General features: G+C 60.8%; 17 protein-coding genes. 14 read left to right on the top strand and 3 right to left on the bottom strand.

Annotated features, from left to right (window positions below; translation table 11 throughout):
* Positions 1-352: 352 nt before the first annotated feature.
* Positions 353-1,633, bottom strand: coding sequence for a phytoene desaturase family protein (locus ACYQ0Z_RS10820; RefSeq protein ID WP_459867926.1), 1,281 nt, complete (start codon positions 1,631-1,633; stop codon positions 353-355).
* A gap of 215 nt (positions 1,634-1,848) precedes the next feature.
* Between ACYQ0Z_RS10820 and ACYQ0Z_RS10815 the strand changes: the two genes are divergently transcribed.
* The 10 genes from ACYQ0Z_RS10815 to ACYQ0Z_RS10770 all read left to right on the top strand — a co-directional run bounded on the left by ACYQ0Z_RS10815 (position 1,849) and on the right by ACYQ0Z_RS10770 (position 11,071).
* Complete coding sequence (locus ACYQ0Z_RS10815; RefSeq protein WP_459867923.1) at positions 1,849-2,127, top strand: hypothetical protein; 279 nt, start codon at positions 1,849-1,851, stop codon at positions 2,125-2,127.
* Between the two features lie 9 nt (positions 2,128-2,136).
* Complete coding sequence (locus ACYQ0Z_RS10810; protein ID WP_459867920.1) at positions 2,137-2,538, top strand: hypothetical protein; 402 nt, start codon at positions 2,137-2,139, stop codon at positions 2,536-2,538.
* A gap of 292 nt (positions 2,539-2,830) precedes the next feature.
* Positions 2,831-3,370: a hypothetical protein gene (locus ACYQ0Z_RS10805; RefSeq protein ID WP_459867917.1), complete on the top strand. Its 540-nt coding sequence runs from the start codon at positions 2,831-2,833 to the stop codon at positions 3,368-3,370.
* Positions 3,342-3,794, top strand: a complete 453-nt coding sequence (locus ACYQ0Z_RS10800; protein ID WP_459867914.1) for a hypothetical protein — start codon at positions 3,342-3,344, stop codon at positions 3,792-3,794. Before ACYQ0Z_RS10805 ends, ACYQ0Z_RS10800 begins: the two co-directional genes overlap by 29 nt.
* A 292-nt stretch (positions 3,795-4,086) precedes the next feature.
* Complete coding sequence (locus tag ACYQ0Z_RS10795) at positions 4,087-4,629, top strand: helix-turn-helix domain-containing protein (protein ID WP_459867911.1); 543 nt, start codon at positions 4,087-4,089, stop codon at positions 4,627-4,629.
* Between the two features lie 34 nt (positions 4,630-4,663).
* Positions 4,664-6,706 (top strand): hydantoinase/oxoprolinase family protein, encoded by a 2,043-nt coding sequence (locus ACYQ0Z_RS10790; RefSeq protein ID WP_459867908.1) that lies wholly within the window; start codon positions 4,664-4,666, stop codon positions 6,704-6,706.
* 26 nt (positions 6,707-6,732) lie between these two features.
* A complete protein-coding gene (locus ACYQ0Z_RS10785) occupies positions 6,733-8,481 on the top strand; it encodes a hydantoinase B/oxoprolinase family protein (RefSeq protein WP_459867905.1) in 1,749 nt (582 codons plus the stop codon).
* On the top strand, positions 8,478-8,813 hold the full coding sequence (locus ACYQ0Z_RS10780) for a cupin domain-containing protein (protein ID WP_459867902.1): 336 nt from the start codon (positions 8,478-8,480) through the stop codon (positions 8,811-8,813). Before ACYQ0Z_RS10785 ends, ACYQ0Z_RS10780 begins: the two co-directional genes overlap by 4 nt.
* A gap of 99 nt (positions 8,814-8,912) precedes the next feature.
* Complete coding sequence (locus ACYQ0Z_RS10775; RefSeq protein WP_459867899.1) at positions 8,913-10,268, top strand: MFS transporter; 1,356 nt, start codon at positions 8,913-8,915, stop codon at positions 10,266-10,268.
* A 53-nt stretch (positions 10,269-10,321) separates the two neighbouring features.
* Positions 10,322-11,071: an aspartate/glutamate racemase family protein gene (locus tag ACYQ0Z_RS10770; protein WP_459867896.1), complete on the top strand. Its 750-nt coding sequence runs from the start codon at positions 10,322-10,324 to the stop codon at positions 11,069-11,071.
* A 117-nt stretch (positions 11,072-11,188) separates the two neighbouring features.
* Here the strand turns inward: ACYQ0Z_RS10770 and ACYQ0Z_RS10765 are convergent, their stop codons facing one another.
* Positions 11,189-12,418: an MFS transporter gene (locus tag ACYQ0Z_RS10765; protein WP_459867893.1), complete on the bottom strand. Its 1,230-nt coding sequence runs from the start codon at positions 12,416-12,418 to the stop codon at positions 11,189-11,191.
* A 596-nt stretch (positions 12,419-13,014) separates the two neighbouring features.
* Between ACYQ0Z_RS10765 and glpK the strand changes: the two genes are divergently transcribed.
* The 3 genes from glpK to ACYQ0Z_RS10750 all read left to right on the top strand — a co-directional run bounded on the left by glpK (position 13,015) and on the right by ACYQ0Z_RS10750 (position 17,061).
* Positions 13,015-14,526: a glycerol kinase GlpK gene (gene glpK, locus ACYQ0Z_RS10760; protein WP_459867890.1), complete on the top strand. Its 1,512-nt coding sequence runs from the start codon at positions 13,015-13,017 to the stop codon at positions 14,524-14,526.
* 241 nt (positions 14,527-14,767) lie between these two features.
* Positions 14,768-16,489 carry a glycerol-3-phosphate dehydrogenase/oxidase gene (locus tag ACYQ0Z_RS10755; protein WP_459867887.1) on the top strand — a complete coding sequence of 574 codons (1,722 nt, stop codon included), beginning with the start codon at positions 14,768-14,770 and terminating at the stop codon, positions 16,487-16,489.
* Positions 16,490-16,491: 2 nt separating this feature from the next.
* The gene (locus ACYQ0Z_RS10750; protein WP_459867884.1) at positions 16,492-17,061 is read left to right on the top strand and encodes a glycerol-3-phosphate responsive antiterminator; all 570 of its coding nucleotides are present in this window, start codon (positions 16,492-16,494) and stop codon (positions 17,059-17,061) included.
* Between the two features lie 140 nt (positions 17,062-17,201).
* On the opposite strand, the gene ACYQ0Z_RS10745 is transcribed toward ACYQ0Z_RS10750, so the two are convergent.
* Positions 17,202-17,876, bottom strand: a complete 675-nt coding sequence (locus ACYQ0Z_RS10745; RefSeq protein WP_459868926.1) for a protease complex subunit PrcB family protein — start codon at positions 17,874-17,876, stop codon at positions 17,202-17,204.
* A gap of 162 nt (positions 17,877-18,038) precedes the next feature.
* Between ACYQ0Z_RS10745 and tkt the strand changes: the two genes are divergently transcribed.
* Positions 18,039-20,048: a transketolase gene (tkt, locus tag ACYQ0Z_RS10740; protein ID WP_459867881.1), complete on the top strand. Its 2,010-nt coding sequence runs from the start codon at positions 18,039-18,041 to the stop codon at positions 20,046-20,048.
* Positions 20,049-20,127 lie beyond the last annotated feature (79 nt).

Raw genomic sequence — 20,127 nt, 5'->3', positions numbered from 1 at the left:
CTTCTGTCCGGATTCCGGGGGCTTTCCCTCACAACAAAACCATGCAAAAGGAAGCGTGAACCTTGACACCAACGGTACATCTCGAATAGTTTGTTAAGGATTTTAAAAAATCAGTCGATTTTTATCAAACCGCAATCCAGTTGGAGCTTTCTTCCCAGAGCGAAACCAGCGCCCTGCTCAAATCGGAACTGAAAGAACAACCGTGGGGCATGACCGAGTTCCGATGCGGAAAAAACGCATGCCTTCTACGCCAACGGGCTCCCGGAACGGCCCGGGAGCCCGACTGGGTTCAGTCGATGCGTCACGGGGAGACGCATACGGGTCTTGCCGATGCGCGAGGGCGCTGTCGGTTTCAGTGGGCCAGAATCAGCTCGCTTGCCGCGTAGGCGCTGGAGAAGGACAGCTCCGACAGCTGTCCCTTCCCCTCGCACCAGTCGCCGGCGAAGTAGAGGTTGCGGTAGTCGGGGAAGAAGACGGGCATCGGCTGCTGGTCCATCGTCCACTTGATTTCCTGCACCACGGCGCGCGGGGAGATGCGGGGCACGACGAGGCGCTCGCGCCAGCCGGGGAAGTGTTTGTCGTACAGGTCCTCCACCGTTTTCTTGTACGCCTCGATGCGCTCCTTGTTGCCCACGTCCTCGCGGTTGAGGTAGAGGATGGCCTGCAGAAGCTGGCCGCCTTCGGGTACGGACGTCTCGTCGTAGTAGGAGATGTCGGTGATGAAGCACTTGTGAGCCTTATCGTAGATGTAGGTGTAGGGCACGTCGATCCGCTCGCGCAGCCCCACGTCGTACACCAGGGCGTAGGTGGGGTGGTACTGGGCGTACTGGGCCACGAAGTGCTCGATGTGGGTTCCCTGGAAGATGGTGAGCAGCTCCTTCGGCGGAATACAGAAGAGGAACAGGTCGGCCGTGTAGGTCGCGTTGGCCGTGTGGACGGCACGCACCCGGTCGCCCTCCACCGTGACCCGCTCCACCTTCGCCTTCGTGTGGATGGTGCCGCCGTGGGACTCGATCACGCGCACCAGCTCGTCGATGAGCGCCTGCCAGCCGCCGCCGATGTAGGTCACCGGCTTGCGGGTGGAGAAGATCGTCTTGTAGTAGCGGAAGAAGACATCCGACGGGATCTTTTCCGGCTCTCGGGTGAAGAAGTTCGATGAGGCCAGGGTGAGCATCATGTCCTTGACGTCGGGGTCGAGCTGCTTTTCGTCCATCCACCGCCCGATCGAAAGGTGCGGATGCCCTGTCTCCACGCCAAGGAGCGTCTTGAGGACCTCGAACGCAAACTTTACTTTGTCCGGATAGGTGAGCAGCTTGGTTTTGAACAGCCCGCGGATGTTGGCCGGCAGGTCGGTCAGCCCGTTGCCGACGTCGTACTTGGCCCGTTCGGGGCTGAAGTCACGCCAGTCGATGGACAAGCCTAGCTCCTGCTCCAGTGTGGTGAGCACCGAGCGGTCACGGCCGTAGATGGCGTGGGCGCCAAAGTTGAAGGCGAATCCCTTGATGCGCAGCGTCACGGCCCGGCCGCCGAGAGCCCCGCGTTCCAGAACGGTGACAGGGAGCCCGTGCTTGGCCAATCGCGCCGCGGCGGACAAGCCGGCCAGGCCGCCGCCGACGACGACCACGGATGCCATGAACGATCACCTCGAGTGTCCGTTTTGATGGGCGGATTTCGTTTGGGAGCCTTCCTTATTGTAAATGAAGAGCGGAGAATTTGACAGATTGGTGACCGACAAGGATGAGGATCTCACCATTCGAAATTGTTTGTGTTGCGTTGAAACGGTTGTGTCCTCCGGATAGAATGGGATCGAGAGGCTGAAATGGTCTGTCTGTTCGAGGAGGGATTCCCATGCGTTGGGTGGCGGTCGGGTTGGTTGCGGCGGCGTGGGTCCTGGGTGTGGCGACGGTGTGGACAGGAGGGTGGGGCGACTGGTTTCCGGACGGTACCGGATACTGGACGGCCAACCTTCTCGCCATCGCCCTGGCGGCAGGTGGCGTGATTGTCGCGGCATGGCAATACCTGCGCCGCCAGTGGTCGACGGTTGCGCTGCTCCTTCTCGGCATCTCCGCGGCGCTGTTAGCGGTGCCCCTCGCGTTCTGGATGCTGCTTGTGTCAAAGGGGGTGTGAGGGTTGGGGATGGGATGGAAGTGGGGGCGGCTCATCGCATTGGGCTTGGTCATCGGTGTGGTTGGCTGCCAGGCTCCGGTGAATTCGCAGGTTGGTGGCGATGCGAAAGGCCAATGGATCGATGTGCCGCTGGATCCGGATCAGGCGCGGAAGCTGCAGGAAGAGGTGGACAACGGGCATCGCGTGGGGTTAATGGATCCGTCGCAGGTGGCGTTGGAGTTTTTGGACCACGTTTTGAAGGCCAAAAGTGCTCGTTCCGAGGTGGTGGAGGTGCGGGACAAGGACATACGAGTCGAGCGCCACACGTTAGAGGACGGCCGCGTCGTCGAGCTCCGGTTGGTGCAGCCCGTGCGCAAGGATGCCACGGGAATCTGGGTGGTGGAGAACTACCGGTTTGTTACAGGAAAATAGGTAGGACGAACGAGAAGGTTTCATTATGAACCGTCTGCCGGTGGGTAGGCGGTTTTTATTTATCTTGTAACAGAATGGTGAAGTTTTAGCAAAACCCAATGGAAAAATTGAAATCTAACTTTGGAATAACAATTGGTTATGTCGAATGATGTCGAGATAAAAGAATAGACAAGTTAACTAACAAAAAGTTATAATCAGTATAAATCTATTGAATAATCCATTAAGTAGGTGAAAATGAAATATTTCTTCTCATCGTTCTAGGTAAAAGAAAAAGGAAAAGGGAGGGATTATCATGAGAAGAAAAACGAATTCCCTTCTGTTGGCGGTTTTTCTTGTACTTGCTGTAGCGTTTGTTCCGAGTCATTTCGCTCTGGCTGTACCGAGCAACTCAGCGTTGAGTAACGAGGAAGATCCCTGGGGACAAAAAGAAGTCCTCAACTATCTGTTGTGGACGGCGGATGAGAAGCTTGAGGCCGATGTCAAAAAGTTGCAATCGGATTTGGGCTTGACGGATGAGCAAATGGAAAAATTAAAGGAACTGGCGTTGCAAGAACACCAGCAAGTTGCAAAGACTAAACATCACAAAAATACGGCAGTTTTTAACCAGAACGTTAACGAAATTTTCGCAGGTATCGACAAAGAAGTCAAAGTTCTGTTAGGGAAAAAGTACAATGAATTCCGCAAATGGATCAAAGCGTGGTGGAAAGATGAGAAAACATATCGCCTAAATTGGTTGGCGGAAAAGCGAAAGAAAGTAAAGGAAGAAATAGGAATAATGGCTACGGACGATCGTGAGCTGGTCTATGCGACACAATATAACGGATATTACTGAAAATGAGATTGCACTGCCCGACAAATATGTGAAGTTTGCTAATCTCGGGTGGTGGGGCAACATTCCCGATACCATTGAACCTTATTACAAGAACCCGCCGTATACGGCGAATGTTTATTACGAACCGACGAATAAAGCTGTTCTTGATGTGCTGGTTCGGGAAGTAGGCCCGTGGAATGAAGACGACAATTATTGGGATGCAGCGGACGACGCCAATCCCCGACGAAAGTTTACGGATTTGGCATTGGGTGAACCGGAGGCTGAAGCGGCTTATTTCCGAGGATACAATGGCGGGAAAGACCAATTTGGCCGAACGGTAACCAATCCGGCGGGCGTTGATCTTACCCCGCAAGTTGCGGCCAAGCTTGGGTTGGGTTATTTGCAGAATGCGTGGGTGTGGGTTCGTTACAGTGACTTGCCATAAGAAAAAAAGCCCCGCAGCGGAAGGGCAACGGTGGCCTTTCCTGCGGGGCTTAGTTTTTCGTAAGCGCTCTTTCCTGTCGGTGTCCTTACCTGCGGTGCAGAAGGTGGCCCATGCCCATTGGAGGTTGTCCTGGGGGGATGTGCCGAGATTGATGGCGTGCCGAATACCGTGATTGCTCGGCCTCGTGAATGGCCGAGTTTTTTTTCCTCTTGACATAATCCTCTTTTCCGTCTAATAATTTAGTCAAACTAAAATGGTTTTACTCATATCAAAATCCATTCAGGAGGACCGAATGGAGGAGATCAGCCGTAAGATTCGCACGCTGCGCCGAGCCAAGAACATGACGCTGAAGGAGTTGAGCGAGCGCACCGGGCTGTCAATTGGCTTTCTGTCGCAGGTGGAGCGCGGAACCAGCTCGCTGGCGATCACCTCGTTGCAAAAAATCGCCGAGGCCCTTGGGGTTCCCATTGTCACGTTCTTTCAAACCGAAGAGAATCCGAGCTACGTGGTTCGGGTCGGAGAGCGCAAACCGTTTCGCATTGAGGGATCGCCGGCGAGCTACGTGCGGTTGAGCGGCCGATTTTCCGGCTGTGCCTTGGAGCCCCTGTTGGTAGAATTGGCGCCCCGTCAAGCGCAAGAGATGCCCTTTTCCCACCCCGGAGAAGAATTCTACTTTGTGCTCGAAGGGCGCGTCGTCCTGGAGGTAGAGGGAAAATCTTATGAGCTTTCGGCCGGCGATTCCATCCACTTTCCCTCTACCCTTCCCCACGCCTGGCGGAACGATTCCGACCAGCCGGCACGGGTCCTGTGTGTGTTGACGCCCGCCATTTTTTAACCAATTGCAGGAACGCAAAGGGAGGGATTGTAGCATGCGCGTGGCGACGGACATTGGTGGCACGTTTACCGATCTGGTGTACCTGGATGAGCAAGGCCGGGTGGGGATGGCCAAGGCGGACACCACGCCGTCTGATTTTGAGGAAGGGGTGGTGAACGTCCTCCGCCATTCGGGCATTGACCCGCGTTCCGCCACCACGTTGATCCACGGGACGACGGTCATCATCAATGCCCTGACCGAGCGCAAGGGGGTCAAGACGGGGCTGCTCACCACCAAGGGTTTCCGCGACGTGCTGGAAATCGGCCGGGGGAACCGCCCGGATCTGTTCAACCTGCGCTACCAAAAACCCGTTCCCTTTGTGCCGCGTTATCTCCGCCTCGAAGTGGAAGAGCGCATCAATGCCAAAGGGGAAGTACTGGTTCCGCTCAACCGTGAAGATGTTCTTCGCGCGATTGAATTTTTCAAACGTGAAGGCGTGGAGGCCATTGCGGTGGTGTATCTCCATGCCTACGCCAATCCGGAGCACGAACGCGAGACCGTGGCGCTGATCCGCGAGCGGTGGCCTGAGGTGGCGGTTACCGCGTCGCACGAGGTGACGCGCGAATGGCGTGAGTATGAGCGGACGAGCACGACCGTGTTGAACGCTTATGTCAAGCCCATTGCGGCCAACTATGTGGACCGCCTGGAACAAAAACTGCGGGACATGGGTGTTCCTGGAAAGTTGTACATCATGCAATCCAACGGTGGAACGACCACCTTTGCCCAGGCAAAGGAAACCCCCATTAACATGGTGGAATCGGGGCCGGTGGCCGGCATTTTCGGTGCTGCCATGTTGGGGAAACTGCTGGGCCAGCCCAATGTGATCGCCTTTGACGTGGGCGGTACGACGGCCAAGTGTTCGCTGGTGGACAACGGCGAGGTGACCATCACCACCGAATACCGTATCGAACGGGACGAGCGGCACGCCGGGTACCCGATTAAGGTACCGGTAGTGGACATTGTCGAGATTGGCAACGGCGGCGGGTCCATCGCCTGGATTGACGAGGCCGGGGCGTTAAAGGTGGGACCGAAATCGGCAGGGGCCAATCCGGGGCCGGTAGCCTACGGGAGGGGCGGAACGGAGCCCACCACAACGGATGCCAATTTGGTCACCGGCCGCCTGAATCCGGCGAACTTCCACATGCCCGTGGACATGGACGCGGTGCGCCGGGCCATTGACGAGAAGATCGCCCGCCATTTCGGCGTCTCGGTGGAGGAAGCGGCGCTGGGGATCCTGCGTATCGCCAACGCCAACATGCTGAACGCGCTGAAGTTGATTTCCGTCCGCAAAGGGTACGACCCGCGCGACTTTGCCCTGGTTGCCTTTGGCGGTGGCGGGGCCCTGCATGCCACAGCCCTGGCCCGGGAACTGGGCGTGAAGAAGGTGATCGTTCCCGTGGCTGCCTCGGTCTTCTCCGCGTGGGGCATGCTCATGACCGATTTGCGCCGCGACTGGTTGCGCACGGACATCCGGCGCGTGCAGGATCTGGATTTGAACAAATGGAACGCCTTGTGGAACGAAATGGAACGCGAGGCGCTCCAGTGGTACCGTGAACAGGGCTTTGCCGACGACCAGGTGGTGTTCGTGCGCCATGCGGACATGCGGTACCTGGGCCAAGAGCACACGGTGAAGGTGCCGGTTCCGGGCGGCAACCTGACCCCGGACGATGTGGAAGAAGTGGTGCGGCGCTTCCATGCGGCCCACGAGAAGCGGTACTCCTTTAAGCTCGAACACATGGCAACGGAGATCGTAAACATCCACGTGGTGGCCTTTGGACGGGTGCAAAAGCCTGAACTGGCCAAGCTTCCGCCCGCTTCCGGAAGCGTAGAGGAAGCCAAGAAAGGCGTTCGTCCCGTGTATTTCGAGGAGGTCGGCTGGGTGGAGACGGCGCTCTACGAGCGCGACCGCCTGGGCCCGGGGATGATGGTTGAAGGGCCGGCGATTGTGGAAGAACCCACAACGGCGACGGTGCTCTATCCCGGCCAGACGCTGCACGTCGATCCGTACGGCAACCTGATCGTGGAAACGGGCGCCTAAGGCGAAGCAACAGGAGGTGTTGAGCTGTGGCGAAGACGCACGTGGATCCGTTTACGCTGGAAATCGTGAAAGACTCGCTGATCGCCATCGGCGAGGAGATGTTTTACACCTTGGCCCGCACGTCGATGAGCCCCATCATTTACGAGGTGCTCGACTTTGCCAGCGGGCTGACCGACGCCAAGGGGCAGCTGCTCACCCAAGGCAACGGCGTTACCGGTTTCATCGGCATGCTTACCTTCATGGTGAAGGAAACGCTGGCTAAGTACGGCGCGACGGGGAACATCAAGCCGGGTGACGTGTTCCTCATCAACGATCCTTACGGTGGAGGCGGGTCGCACCTGTCGGACGTCGGGCTGGTTCTGCCCATCTTCGTCGACGGCGAGCTTCTTGCCTTTGCTGCCAACAAGGCCCACTGGACCGAAGTGGGCGGCAAGGACCCCGGCTCGTGGACGACCGATTCGACGGAGATTTACCAGGAAGGGCTGCAATTCCCCTGTGTCAAGCTGTACGAGGAAGGCAAATTGAACCAGGCGATTGTGGAGATCATTGCTGCGAACGTCCGCTTCCCGGATCTGTCGCTGGGCGACATGTGGGCCCAAGTGGCGGCGTTGCGGACCGGGGAGAAGCGGTTTCAGGAGCTGTGCGCCAAATACGGGAAAGAAACGGTGAAGGCGTCGATCGACTACCTCCTTGACTACGGTGAGCAGATGGCCCGCCGGGAACTGGCCAAGCTGCCGAAGGGCGTCTTTGAAGCGGAAGACTTCATTGATGACGACGGGCTGGGCAACGGACCGATCCGCGTCAAGGTGAAGGTCACGATCACCGATGACGAATTCATCTGCGACTTTACCGGGACCGATCCGCAGGTACCGGGCCCCATAAATTGCTCGTATACGGGACTGGTTTCCGCCGTGCGCACCGTGTTTTTGGCGGTCACCAATCCGTCTCAGGACGTGAACGACGGCGTGTTTCGCCCCCTCAAGGTGATCGCACCGGAAGGGACGGTGCTCAATGCCAAGCGGCCGGCGCCCGTGTCGACGTATTGGGAATCGATGATCTTTGGGGCGGATGTGATCTGGAAGGCACTCGCTCCGGTTCTTCCCGATCGCCTTACCGCCGGCCATCTCTTGTCGGTTTGCGCCGTCATTCTCGGCGGCACGCATCCCGACACCGGTGAGCCCTTCCTCATTGTCGAGCCTTCTGTCGGCGGATGGGGGGCCGGCCGGGGCATGGACGGGCAAAGCGGCCAATTCTGCATCGGCGACGGCGAGACCTATAACGTCCCGGTGGAGGTGGCCGAAACGCGGTACGGCGTGCTGGTGGAGGAGTATGCGCTGCGCACCGACGGGGCGGGGGCCGGCGAGTGGCGCGGCGGCTGTGGCGTCGTTCGTGCCTACCGCGCGCTGACGGACGGGCAGTTTCTGACGGCCACCTTTGGCCGCCACAAGTACGTGACGTGGGGTGCCGGCGGCGGCCATAACGGGTCTCGCAACGAGATCGTGGTGATTCGCGCTGACGGCACCGTCGTTGGACCGTTTGGCAAATGCGCGCGGCTTCCCTTGAACAAGGGCGATGTGGTGCGGCTCATCACCGCGACGGGCGGCGGGTACGGCGATCCCTTCAACCGTCCGCCGGAGCGGGTGGCCGAGGACGTGAAAAACGGATACATCACCGTGGAGCAGGCCCGCGACCTGTACGGCGTGCGGGTCAACCCGGAGACGTTTGCCGTGGAAGGCGTGACGCCACAGCGCGCCGCACGGGAGGCGAATGGATGATGCGCATCGCGCGAAAACCCGAGAAAGATGCAGATGCGCCGGTGACCACGCTGTTTGCGGAAGGAGACGTGCCGGGTGGACGAGCCTCCTTTGGGATCGCGGTACTCCCCCCTGGCGACCGGATTCCCGCAAGCGGCGTAAGCGTGCACGCCGACTGTGACGAGTACACCTATGTGGTGAAAGGGACGGCTCTTGTTCACGTTCAAGGGGAAACCGTTCGTCTTCATCCCGGGGACGGACTGCTCATTCCCGCCGGAGCGGCCCATTGGGCGCTCAACGACGGCGATGCACCTTTGGAAGTTGTGTGGGCGTTGGTTCAGCGGGGACGTTAAGGTTGTCTGCGGGGGCAATGGAAGGGGCAACCTGGCAGGGGTTGCTCCTCCATCCGATCATCTTTCCTAAAATTCTGTGAATAGAGAGGGATTTTGAACATGGTGTTGTCCAAGGCGTACGGGCAAAAAGGACAAGGTGAGCACGTCCAGATTCCGGTTGGACGCTTGTTTGCGCAAATGCCGCTAACCAAGCGGCATTGGCAAGCAGGGTTTGGCCTGTTTTTCACGTTTGTCATTGAAGCGTGGGAATTGATGGTCATTGTTTATGTGGCGGGGATGATTGGCCAAGATTTCGGTTTGAATCAGGTGCAGATTGGCTCCCTCATGGGCGTGATCTTTCTGGGGATGATCCCGGGGTGTTTGTTGTGGGGGCTTCTTGTTGACCGCCTGGGGCGAAAGCGGACCGTGATGTGGTCGTTGATCTTGTACGGGATTTTGTCGGGCATCAGTGCCTTTTCCGTCAATTATGCCATGCTTATGGCGACGCGGTTTTTGTCCGGTTTGGCCATCAGCGGCTGCTTCATTACCGTTTTTCCCTACTTTGAGGAGCTTCTGCCGGTGAAACAGCGCGGCCGTGCCACCGTATACCTGGCCTCCGGTTGGCCCATCGGGACGCTTCTGGCGGTGGCGGTCAGCTATTTGGGGATGAAGTTGGACTGGTCGTGGCATGCCATTCTGTTTGTCAGTTCCCTTGCGGCACTGTGGTTTCTGGTTGTCTGGCGTTATGTACCCGAATCGCCGTATTGGCTGGTGGCGAAAGGAAAACAAGAGGAGGCGAAGACCGTTTTGGCCGATTTGTCGGCCGGGCGTATGGCGGTTGAGGACGGCGTAACCCTTGTTGTTGAGGGGAAACAAACCGGCAACTATCTGTCCATTTTCCGGCGCAATGTGCGCAATACCACGCTGTTGCAAACGCTTATCAATTTTTGCTACTCGTGGGGGTATTGGGCTCTCTTTATGTGGATGCCCTACATGCTTGCTGAATCCAAAGGGATTGCCTTTGTGAACAGCCTGGGTTTTGTTGTCGTGTCGGCCTTGTTCCAGTTCCCCGGCTACATCGCGTCGTCCTCTTTGACCGGAAGATTTGGCCGCAAAAAAGTGATGATTGCCTTTGTGCTGGGGGCGGCCGTCGGGACTTTCGGGTTCGCGGCGTCGGATACGACTGCGGTGCTGCTGGCGTGGTTGGCCATGCTCTCCTTCTTTAATCTGGGCGGTTGGGGCGTCTGGGACACCTGGATGGGTGAGCTGTATCCTACGGAAACGCGGACTGCAGCCTATTCATGGGGAGCGATGTCTCAGCGCGTGGCCAACTGGCTGGCACCGTCGGTGATTGGAGCCTTTTTGGCGTCGAACCAAAGTTTCCTGGTGACCAACGCCTTTATCGCTTTGTTCCTCGTGGTGACCGCTATCGCTGCCCTGTTCCTGCGGGAAACCGAGGGCGACATCTTGCATTGACCGTTGTTGCAGGCTGACAAGACGTGATGCAAGCAAGTATGGAGGTGAAGGCTGTGAAACTGCTGTGGATCAATCCCATCGCGACGAATGTGTACGACGAGCCGATTCGCATCTATCTCGAATCGGTCAAAGAACCGGGCACGGAAATTAACGTCGTCTCCTTTCCCCCGCCCGGCCCTACGCATTTGGAGTACAATTGCTACGAAATGTGGATGATGCCCCAGTTGCTCAGAACCGTGCGCTGGGCGGAGCAACAGGGTTACGACGCGGCCGTGATCGGGTGCTTCTACGATCCCGGCCTGCGGGCCGCGCGGGAGCTAACCCAGCGGATGGTCGTCACGGCTCCCGCGGAAGCCTGCCTCCGCATTGCCGCTACCCTGGGTGAATCGATGGCCATCTTGGTGGGGCGGCAGAAATGGATCCCGGAGATGAAGGAAAACGTGCACAAATACGGGTACAAAGAGAAATTAGCCGCATTTAAGGTCCTCAATATGGGCGTCCATGATTTCCAGACGTGTCCGTCCGAAACGAAACGGCGGATTGTGGAAGCGGCCCGCGAGGCGGTTGAACGGGACGGCGCCGACGTGATCGTATTGGGTTGCACGGCGGAATTCGGGTTTTACCAGGAGATTCAGCAGGAAATCGGCGTACCGGTCGTGGACGCGGTCGTGGCTCCGGTTAAGTTTGCTGAGTTTTTGGTGAAACTTCGTCAGTTGGGCTGGGGGCATAGCAAGCGAATGGGCTATGAAGGGCCTCCGGAGAGTGAACTGAATTCCTGGGCTATCCTTGGGCCCTGCCGATGAACAACGCTGTCTACCGGCGCGCATGGGTGTGGAAGAGGGGCGCGTCTCGCAAAAAAAGAAAAAGGGGCGACGGGCGCCCCTTTGAGATGGGTGGCAAATCCCTGTGCGTAAAAGCGATCAGCCTTGGTCCTTCGATGGGAAGGTTTCCGGTGCATTGGCCGCGGCCGGCAACCGAATCATCGGCAATAGGAACAGGGAGCCGAGGAAAAAGAGCAGCGCGGACAAAACATAAATGACCTCAATCGGCAGCTGAGCCTTGAGGACCCCGGCAATGCTCATCGTGGCCACCATTCCCCCCATGAAGAGGGGGTTGAGGATGCCGTTTACCCTTCCGACAAAGGCTTCTTCTGTGAATTGCAGAATCATGGTGCTAATGGCGATATGGAGCGACGGGATGGCAATTCCGACGAGCACTTCAAGCAGTAGGGTAAGCCAGAGCATGGTGGAGAGACCCGCCCCTGCAATGCCCACTGCGATGAGGGCCATGGCGAGCATCAGCAGCCGTTGCGGGGCGAGCGCCTTCGACACCGCCATTGCCACCGCGCTTCCGAGAATCATCCCGATTCCATTGGCGGTCAACAGCCATTGCAAGGCCTCCTTTTCGAGCCCCAGCCGTTCGGTTACCAGGAAAACGGCCAGCGGTTGCGTCAACCCCAGCGCCAGCCCTGCAGACAAAAAGCATCCGCTGAGCAGCGTCAACGGCTTGTGGGAGAGCACGTAGCGAATCCCAGCAGCCAAGTCTTGTAAAATCGACTGGTCTTCGGTCTTCTCCTTCTTGCGGTCTTCCGGCAGCCCAAACAGGACCGCCGCAGACAAGGAAAAGGCGACCCCCATGATGGCGATGGCCACGTGGATGCCGAACGTTTCGTAGACGACCGTGCCCAGGATCGGACCAAAAATCATGAACACGGCGATGACCGTTTGATACAACGACATCCCCATCTGCGTCAGTTCCGCCGGAACATGCATCTTAAACAGCTTCATTCCCGAAGGTTGGGAGAACTGGGAGAGAATAGAGGAAATGAGGGTCGCAAAGAATACGGCTTTCCACGAAAAGAACAGGATCGCGATCAGCACGAGGAGGGTGGTTACGGCACTCAACGCGTCACACCAGATCATTGTCCGTTTTGGTCGCCAGCGGTCCGCGTAGGCGCCACCGATAAAGGAAAAAAGGAAAATCGGCAAAAACTCGGCAATGGAGATCATCGAAACGGCGATCGGGTTTCCGTCGGTCTGGTCAACAACAAACAGGAGAATGGCGAAGTTCCGTACCCAAACCCCGATCTGCAAGAATAACGTGGACAGGACGGTAACTTGAACGACGCGATTGCGAAGCAATTGTTCCATCTTACAATCCCCCTGGGTGTCTGGTGAAAGGGAAATCTCAGCTGAGCCCGAGTTGCGTGATGGCCTCTCCGGTTGAGCGAAAGCGCCATGTCGGAAGGAAGTATGGGGGTCTCAAACTCATCTATTTTAACATGGAACTTGGAAAGAGTAAATGCCCCGTATAAACGGGTGTGGAAACCGCTTTGAATGGTACAAGACATTACATTTCGTAATGGGGCCGCTATCGAAGCATGAATGCAGAAGAGAGGATAAAGCCCTCTTGACATTTCTGTGACAAGGGGTTACACTAATTGTTGAAAAGTTCAGATGGGCGGAGACGTGGAGAGAAGACCGGATCCCTGCGCAAGGAGAGGGGAGGTCTTCTCTTTTTCGTTTGAAGCCGCAAGGAGGGTGAGAGCGCGACGCGACGAAGGCGATCAGCAGCATCCCGCGTGCACAAGTCTTGCGCAGGTTGAAAGCGCATACATATGAACAATCTGGCGGTGGTTCTCGCCGGTGTTAGGCAGGAGCGGACAGCCCGGCGCGTTATCCAAACGGACGCGATTTCGTCACGGTAACGGCAACGGATACCAGATCTGTGCACGGGAGGCGATCGCATGCGGTACCTGCTGGCCCTTGACCAAGGCACCACCAGCTCGCGAGCCCTCTTGTTCGACGAAGATGGCAGGCTTGTGGGCATGGCCCAGCGCGAGTTTGCCCAGCTCTTTCCCCAGCCGGGATGGGTCGAGCACGATCCGCTGGAAATCTGGGAGACGCAGATCGGCGTGGCCCGGGAGGTGTTGCTGCAGTCCGGCGTAGACCCGCGCCAGGTGGCGGCCATCGGCATCACCAACCAGCGGGAGACGACGGTGGTCTGGGAGCGCAAGTCTGGCCGCCCCATCTACAATGCCATCGTGTGGCAGGACCGTCGGACTGCGCCAATCTGCGATGCCATCAAGTCCGACGCCGACCTGTCGGACCACATCCGCGCGCGGACCGGGCTGGTGGTCGACGCCTACTTTTCGGGCACCAAGGTGAAATGGCTGCTGGATCACGTGGAGGGGGCGCGGGAGAAGGCCCGGAACGGTGAACTGGCCTTTGGTACCATCGACACGTGGCTGATCTGGAACCTCACCGGTGGTCAGGTGCACGTGACCGACGTGACCAATGCCGCACGGACAATGCTCTTTGACATTCACACCCGCGCCTGGGACGAGCGGTTGCTCAACGCCCTCGACCTCCCGCCGTCCCTGCTGCCAGAGGTGAAGCCGTCGAGCGCCGTGCTGGCCCACACCCGTCCTGACCTGTTCGGTGTCCCCATTCCCATCGCCGGCGTGGCCGGAGACCAGCAAGCCGCCCTGTTCGGTCAGGCCTGTCTTCGGCCGGGGATGGCCAAGAACACCTACGGTACGGGCTGTTTCCTGCTCATGAACACCGGCGACCGGCCCGTCCCGTCGCAGGCCGGGCTCCTGACCACCATCGCCTGGGAGGTAGGGGGGCGGGTGACCTACGCCCTCGAGGGCAGCGTCTTTATCGCCGGGGCGGCCATCCAGTGGCTGCGCGATGGGCTGCGCATCCTTGATGCGGCGGCCGACTCGGAATACTTTGCCGCCAAGGTGCCCGACTCCGGAGGGGTGTATGTGGTGCCGGCCTTTGCCGGGCTGGGTGCGCCGTACTGGGACATGTATGCCCGCGGGGCCATCTTCGGCCTGACGCGCGGCACGCGCAAGGAGCACCTTATCCGCGCCACGCTGGAGGCGCTGGCGTACCAGACCAAGGACGTCCTGGACGCCATGGAGCAAGACGCCGGGGTGCCCCTTGCCGCGCTGCGCGTTGACGGCGGGGCGGCGGCCAACAACCTGCTCATGCAGTTTCAGGCCGACATTCTGGGCGTGCCGGTGGAACGACCGGCCATCGTGGAGACGACGGCCTACGGCGCCGCGGCGCTCGCCGGGGTGGCGGTTGGGTTGTGGGATGTGGCGGAGCTGGGAGCGCGGTGGACGGCCGAGACGCGCTTTGTCCCGGCCATGGGCGAGGCGGAACGGAAGAAGCGCTACGCCGGGTGGAAAAAGGCCGTGGAGCGGGTGATGCGCTGGGCAAGCGAAGAGGACGGGGAGGCGCGCTCCTAGCCTGGAGTGCTGGGCAAGGGGCAGGCGCGTCGGGGCAGGCCGGCTGGCCCGGTGCGGAATTCTCGCCCCGGCGCGTTGACAGCCTGCCGTCCCCTCGCGTATCCTGAAAAGGCAGAGGACAACATAATCGTGTGGAGACGTGGAGAAGGCCACAGCGCTCTCACACCGGGGGCGATTGTGGCCTTTTTTGCATGGAGACCCATGGTGTATCCCATTCGGCCGATCCTTGGGAGGGAGGACCATGCGCGTTCGTTTGGCGGCAACGGAACGGACGGCGATTTTGCAGGAGATGGCGGCCAAGCCCCTCGATCTCCTCGTCATCGGCGGGGGGATTACCGGTGCCGGCATTGCCTGGGATGCGGTGCTGCGCGGGCTGCGGGTGGGGCTGGTGGAAAAGCAGGACTTTTCCGCTGGAACGTCGAGCCGCTCGACCAAATTGATTCATGGCGGGCTGCGGTACCTCAAGCAGGGGGAGTTCAGGCTTGTGCGCGAGGTGGGGCGGGAACGGGCCATTGTATACCGCAACGCCCCCCACGTGGTGTACCCCGAACCGATGCTCCTGCCGGTGGTCAAGGGCGGGTCCCTGGGACGCTTCAGCGCCTCCTTCGGCGTGTGGCTGTATGATCGGCTGGCGGGTGTGAACAAGGCCGAACGGCGACGCGTGCTGTCGCGCGAGGAGGCCCTGGCCGTCGAGCCGCTGCTCCCTGCCGAGCGGCTGAAAGGGGCCATCCTGTACACCGAGTACCGCACCGACGATGCGCGGTTGACCCTGGAGGTGCTCAAGGCGGCCGCAACCCGGGGAGCACTGGCCGTCAACTACGCCGAGGCGGTGGACTTTCTCTACGAGAAAGGGCGCATCGCCGGCGCCGTGGTGTGCGACCGGCTGAGCGGTCAGTACTACGAGCTGCGCGCCGCATGTGTGGTCAACGCGGCCGGGCCGTGGGTGGACCGCTTGCGCGAAAAGGACGGCTCACTGGTGGGCAAGCGCCTGCACCTGACGAAGGGCGTCCACCTGGTGGTGCCCCATGAGCGCTTTCCCGTGCGCCAGGCCGTCTACTTCGACGTCTTCGACGGCCGGATGGTCTTCGCCATCCCCCGTGACGGCAAGACGTATATCGGGACGACGGACACCGACTACCACGGCCCCCTGGAACACCCCGAGGTGACGCCGGAAGATCGCGACTACCTGCTGCGGGCGGTGGGGGACATGTTTCCCACCGTCCACCTGCGCCCCGAGGATGTGGAGTCCTGCTGGGCGGGCCTCAGGCCGCTCCTGCACGAGGAGGGGAAGGCGCCGTCGGAGCTGTCCCGCCGCGACGAGATATTCCTCTCCCCGACGGGGCTGATCACCATTGCCGGGGGCAAGCTGACCGGCTTCCGCAAGATGGCCCAGCGCGTTGTCGACCTCGTGTGCCGGCGGCTTGCCGAAGCCGACGGCCGCCGGTTTGGCCCGTGCATCACCGACCGCATGCCCCTGTCCGGTGGCGACGTGGGTGGGCCCGAGGGGCTCTCTGCCGCCGTCCGACGCTGGGCCCGCGACGGGGAAACGCAGGGGCTGTCTCCTGCGGAGGCCGAACGTCTGGCACGGCGGTACGGGTCCAACACGCCGGCGGTGCTAAAGGGCATTGGCCGGGCCCGGGAAGCGGCTGCCCGCCACAACCTTCCGCTCGACCTGGCCCTGGAAGTGTTGTACGGGGTGGAGGAGGAGATGGCCGTCACGCCGGTCGACGTGCTCCTCCGCCGCACGAGCCTGCTCCTGTTTGACCGGCCGCGCTGTGAGGTGGTGGCCGACGGCGTGGTGCGGTGGATGGCCGAACTGCTCGGGTGGTCGGCAGAGGAGGTCGCGCGCCATCGCCGGGAGCTGGCGCGCGAGCTGGACCACGCGCGGCGTGCAGGAATGGCCCAAGAGGCGTCGAAGAAGGAGGGAGAGGAAGGGGCAACGCCAACGAAGGGGGCGCAATGAGGATGCAATGGACGCAGCGGCTGGTGCCGGCCATCCGGAAGCTGAAGGACTTTGAGCGCCTGATGGATATGGAGTACCGCTACCTCATCTTGCTAGAGGCCCATCTCGGCCATGTGAAGCAGCTGGTGGCGTATGCCCGAAAGCGGGGCAAGGAGTTGCTTCTCCATGCCGACCTGATCGCCGGCCTCAAGCCCGACGAGGCGGCCGCCGTGTTTCTCGCCCAGCAGGTCAAGCCGGCGGGGATCATCTCGACGCGCAAGCAGGTGGTGCAGGCGGCAAGAAAGCATGGCGTTTTGGGCATCCAGCGCATCTTCCTTCTCGACTCGATGGCCCTGGAAACGAGTTTTCAGCTTCTGGAACACGCCCACCCGGATTGTGTGGAAGTGCTGCCCGGCGTGATTCCCCGCGCCATCCGCCGCATCGCCGAGCGCGCGAAGGTGCCCGTTTTTGCCGGCGGGCTCATCGAAACGGAGGAAGACGTCGAGCGTGCCCTGGCCGCCGGGGCCACGGCGGTGACGACGTCGAACCGCGAGATGTGGGAGGCGTACCGCCACCGCGCATTCGGCACGTAATGCAAGTCGACCTCGACCTACAGCCCGCATGCCCTTTCCTTTCGCAGCTTGTCATGAGTCCGCGGCCAGAGGAGTTTCCCTCTGGCCGTTGATTCCGATTAGGGGACGACCGGTTCGGTTCCCTTCCCGTGCCGTCGGCTTCACCGGAGCGGGATTTCCCGTCCGTCGGTGGTGGTGACGCGCACCGGTTGCGAAGAGGGCTCCAGCTCCACCACCACGTGCGGATAGGTGATCACTTCGGCGACGATGTCACCCGGTTGGGGATCGGTGGTCCGCACTGTCACCACGACTCCCCGGTCATCGCGGGCCACCGTTTGGACGGCGATCCCGTAGCCGGCCGTCGGCTTTTCCCCGCGGGAAATGAGGACGTAGAGGGCGTTGGCGGTGCGATAGGTATACGTCCCTTCCTCCCGGAAATGGCGGTCGATCCACTGCTGGACGTTCGGCGGTGCCTCGTGGCGCGGAATCACACGGCAGGAAATGGCTTCCGCTCCCCCTCGCTTCGTGTCGATGGCGATGGTTTTCGTTTGCGGGTCGTAGGTAACCGTATGGCCGAGCAGCTCGCTCACGAAACGGATCGGCACGTAGGTGGTGCCGTTGTACAGGAAGGCGCTCGGCACGTATGCGGTTCCGTTATAGATGAAGTTCGGGCGGTCACTCGGCTGCACCGGCTGTCCGTCAACCCGCCATTGGAATGCCGGAATGGTCACCGGGAGATGGATGACGTTTTCGCCGGCGGCAAAGGCCAGCCCGCCTACGAGCAAGCTGCCGGCCAAAAACCCGGTCACCATGCTTCGTCTCGATGGACGCGTCATGCGGGGCACGGCGGTTCCTCCTTTCTCCGTGACGGATGTTCACCCTTACAGACGGGTGGGAGGTGAAAAAGGTTTCACCTTCATCGCGTTGTCCCCTTGCCCTTTGTGGTCGATTTGTGAGACAAAATAAAGGAGGATTCGTGGCAAAGGAGGAAGCGCCGAATGATAGCATCCCGTTCAATCGAACAGCTGGCCGTCACCACCCTTCGCACCTTGTCCATCGACGCCATCGAACAGGCCAAGTCGGGCCATCCGGGCATGCCAATGGGCGCGGCCCCCATGGCCTATGTGCTGTGGACAAAGTTTTTGCGCCACAATCCGGCCAACCCGAAGTGGTTTGACCGCGACCGTTTCGTGCTCTCGGCCGGTCACGGGTCGATGCTGCTCTACAGTTTGCTCCATTTGTGCGGGTACGATTTGCCCCTGGAGGAGCTGAAAAACTTTCGTCAGTGGGGCAGCCGCACGCCGGGGCACCCCGAGTACGGCCACACGCCCGGTGTGGAGGCGACCACCGGTCCCCTCGGTCAGGGCATTGCCATGGCCGTGGGCATGGCCATGGCCGAACGTCACCTGGCTGCCCGCTTCAACCGCGACGGGCACGCCATCATCGACCATTACACCTACGTCATCTGCGGTGACGGCGACCTGATGGAAGGGGTGGCGGCGGAAGCGGCCTCGCTGGCCGGCCACCTCAAGCTGGGCAAGCTGATCGTGCTCTATGACTCCAACGACATCTCCCTCGACGGCGAAACGGCGCTCGCCTTTACCGAGGACGTGCGCCGGCGCTTTGAGGCCTACGGCTGGCAGGTGCTGCGCGTCGACGACGGCAACGACCTGGAGGCGATCGCCCGAGCCATCGAGGCGGCGCGGGCCGAAACGACGCGGCCGAGCCTGATCGAGGTGAAGACGGTCATTGGGTACGGGAGCCCCAACAAAGGCGGAAAGGCGGCCGCCCATGGCGCTCCCCTTGGTCCCGATGAGGTGAAGCGAGTCAAGGAGTTCTACGGCTGGCCGCAGGAACCCGCCTTCTACATTCCCGATGAGGTGCGCGCCCATTTTGCCGAGGTGAAGGAACGGGGGCAGGCCCTTGAAGCCGAATGGAACGCGCGCTTGGCCGCGTACGAGGCGGCCTATCCGGAACTGGCCGCCGAGCTGAAGCGGGTGATGGCCGGTGAGCTGCCCGCGGACTGGGACGCAGACCTGCCGTCCTACAAGCCGGGCGACCAGTTGGCCACGCGGGCGGCGTCGGGACAGACCCTCAACGCCGTAGCCAAGCGCATGCCGGAGCTGATCGGCGGATCGGCCGACCTGGCCAGCTCCAACCAGACGACGCTGAAGGGGTATCCGGTCTTTTCCGCCGATGACTATGCCGGTCGCAACATCTGGTTCGGTGTGCGCGAGTTCGCCATGGCCGCCGCGCTGAACGGAATGGCCCTCCACGGCGGGCTGAAGGTGTACGGCGGGACGTTCCTTGTCTTCTCCGACTACCTGCGCCCGGCCATCCGCCTGTCGGCCCTGATGAAGCAGCCGGTGGTGTACGTCTTGACCCACGACAGCATCGCCGTGGGGGAAGACGGGCCGACGCACCAGCCCATCGAGCACATCCCGTCACTGCGGCTCATTCCCGACCTCACCGTGATCCGCCCGGCCGACGCCAACGAGACGGTGGCCGCGTGGCGCTATGCCCTGGCCCACGCGCGGGGACCGGTGGCCCTCGTGCTGTCGCGGCAAAACCTTCCCGTTCTGCCGGGGACGGCGGAGCGGGCCGCCGACGGCGTGAGGCGCGGTGCCTACGTGCTGGCCGACGCCGAGAGCGGGACGCCCGACGCGATTCTCATCGCCACGGGGTCCGAGGTCAGCCTGGCCCTGGAGGCCAAGGAGCGCCTTGCCGCGGAGGGCGTTGCCGTCCGCGTCGTCAGCATGCCGAGCTGGGAGCTGTTTGAAGCCCAGCCCGAGGAGTACCGCCGCGCGGTGCTGCCGCCGGAGGTGACGGCGCGCGTGGCGGTGGAGGCGGCCCACCCGATGGGGTGGGAGCGCTACGTCGGTCCGCAGGGGGCGGTGATCGGCATCGATCGCTTCGGCGCCTCGGCGCCGGGGGCGCGGGTGATGCAGGCGTTCGGTTTCACCGCGGACAACGTGGTGGCGACGGTCAAGCGCGTTCTCGGTCGCTGAACAACGGTTTGCCGCGGAGACCGGCCCAAACGACTGCGGGAGAACACGGCACGAAGAGGACATGCGAAACGGCGCGTCT

This window comes from Calditerricola yamamurae, assembly GCF_054654135.1.
This window is presented reverse-complemented; position numbering and strand designations above follow the sequence as displayed.

What these genes read in the sequence shown, in the direction of transcription:
- ACYQ0Z_RS10820 (WP_459867926.1), bottom strand. Translation starts at nt 1,633, where the DNA reads ATGGCATCCGTGGTCGTCGTCGGCGGCGGCCTGGCCGGCTTGTCCGCC.
- ACYQ0Z_RS10815 (WP_459867923.1), top strand. Translation starts at nt 1,849, where the DNA reads ATGCGTTGGGTGGCGGTCGGGTTGGTTGCGGCGGCGTGGGTCCTGGGT.
- ACYQ0Z_RS10810 (WP_459867920.1), top strand. Translation starts at nt 2,137, where the DNA reads ATGGGATGGAAGTGGGGGCGGCTCATCGCATTGGGCTTGGTCATCGGT.
- ACYQ0Z_RS10805 (WP_459867917.1), top strand. Translation starts at nt 2,831, where the DNA reads ATGAGAAGAAAAACGAATTCCCTTCTGTTGGCGGTTTTTCTTGTACTT.
- ACYQ0Z_RS10800 (WP_459867914.1), top strand. Translation starts at nt 3,342, where the DNA reads ATGCGACACAATATAACGGATATTACTGAAAATGAGATTGCACTGCCC.
- ACYQ0Z_RS10795 (WP_459867911.1), top strand. Translation starts at nt 4,087, where the DNA reads ATGGAGGAGATCAGCCGTAAGATTCGCACGCTGCGCCGAGCCAAGAAC.
- ACYQ0Z_RS10790 (WP_459867908.1), top strand. Translation starts at nt 4,664, where the DNA reads ATGCGCGTGGCGACGGACATTGGTGGCACGTTTACCGATCTGGTGTAC.
- ACYQ0Z_RS10780 (WP_459867902.1), top strand. Translation starts at nt 8,478, where the DNA reads ATGATGCGCATCGCGCGAAAACCCGAGAAAGATGCAGATGCGCCGGTG.
- ACYQ0Z_RS10775 (WP_459867899.1), top strand. Translation starts at nt 8,913, where the DNA reads ATGGTGTTGTCCAAGGCGTACGGGCAAAAAGGACAAGGTGAGCACGTC.
- ACYQ0Z_RS10765 (WP_459867893.1), bottom strand. Translation starts at nt 12,418, where the DNA reads ATGGAACAATTGCTTCGCAATCGCGTCGTTCAAGTTACCGTCCTGTCC.
- glpK (WP_459867890.1), top strand. Translation starts at nt 13,015, where the DNA reads ATGCGGTACCTGCTGGCCCTTGACCAAGGCACCACCAGCTCGCGAGCC.
- ACYQ0Z_RS10755 (WP_459867887.1), top strand. Translation starts at nt 14,768, where the DNA reads ATGCGCGTTCGTTTGGCGGCAACGGAACGGACGGCGATTTTGCAGGAG.
- ACYQ0Z_RS10750 (WP_459867884.1), top strand. Translation starts at nt 16,492, where the DNA reads ATGCAATGGACGCAGCGGCTGGTGCCGGCCATCCGGAAGCTGAAGGAC.
- ACYQ0Z_RS10745 (WP_459868926.1), bottom strand. Translation starts at nt 17,876, where the DNA reads ATGACGCGTCCATCGAGACGAAGCATGGTGACCGGGTTTTTGGCCGGC.
- tkt (WP_459867881.1), top strand. Translation starts at nt 18,039, where the DNA reads ATGATAGCATCCCGTTCAATCGAACAGCTGGCCGTCACCACCCTTCGC.